We start from the raw sequence: 710 nt of genomic DNA, 5'->3' as shown, positions 1-710 counted from the left end.
TTTTAGCGTCAAATGAACTTGTACAACTTACAGGTGCTTCCGTGAAAAAAGGCTTAGAGATATTTGCATCTCTAAGCCTTTTTTACTGCGCTATATACTGTGAATTGTGTTGTGGAATTTTTGTGATTTGCTACAAAAAAGGATTTTGAGAAGTGAAAAATGAACCTTCTTAATTAAGAAGGTTTTCATACTATTTATCTATGAAATCTATTCTAAGACTGTTACCTGTATACTATACTATTAATGTAATATTTTTACATTGTTGAAAAGGTGAGAAGGTTATTTTTTGGGGGGAATATTATGAAGAAATCACTGTTCGCTATAATTTGTACTCTGGTAATGTTATCCGTCCCTCTTTCTGCCTATGCACATCCAGGTAGAACGGACTCTAACGGGGGGCATTATTGTTGGACAAATTGTTCAAAATGGGGACTTTCCAATGGGGAATATCATTATCCCAATGGTGGAAGTTCAAAAGTAAGCTCAAAGGTAAGTTCCAGTAGCGTAAAAAGTGGTTGGAAAAATACTGGTGGAAAAAGGTATTACTATGTTAAGGGTGTTAAACAAAAAGGTTGGAAGATAATTGATAGTAAAAGGTATTACTTTGACAAAAATGGTGTAATGAAGACGGGATGGCTTACATATAAAGGTTCTAGGTATTATTTAGACAAAAATGGCGCGATGAAAACAGGTTGGATCACAGTTAGCGG

Annotated in this window: 1 protein-coding gene; it reads left to right on the top strand. The window is 34.8% G+C overall.

Annotation, left to right across the window (positions count from 1 at the left end; genetic code table 11):
• Positions 1-300: 300 nt before the first annotated feature.
• The coding region (locus BDR01S_RS26600; protein ID WP_305802433.1) for a YHYH domain-containing protein at positions 301-710 on the top strand (410 nt) is incomplete at its 3' end.

The sequence above is a fragment of the Neobacillus drentensis NBRC 102427 genome (assembly GCF_001591445.1).
Classification (GTDB): Bacteria; Bacillota; Bacilli; order Bacillales; family Cytobacillaceae; genus Neobacillus; species Neobacillus drentensis.
This window is presented reverse-complemented; position numbering and strand designations above follow the sequence as displayed.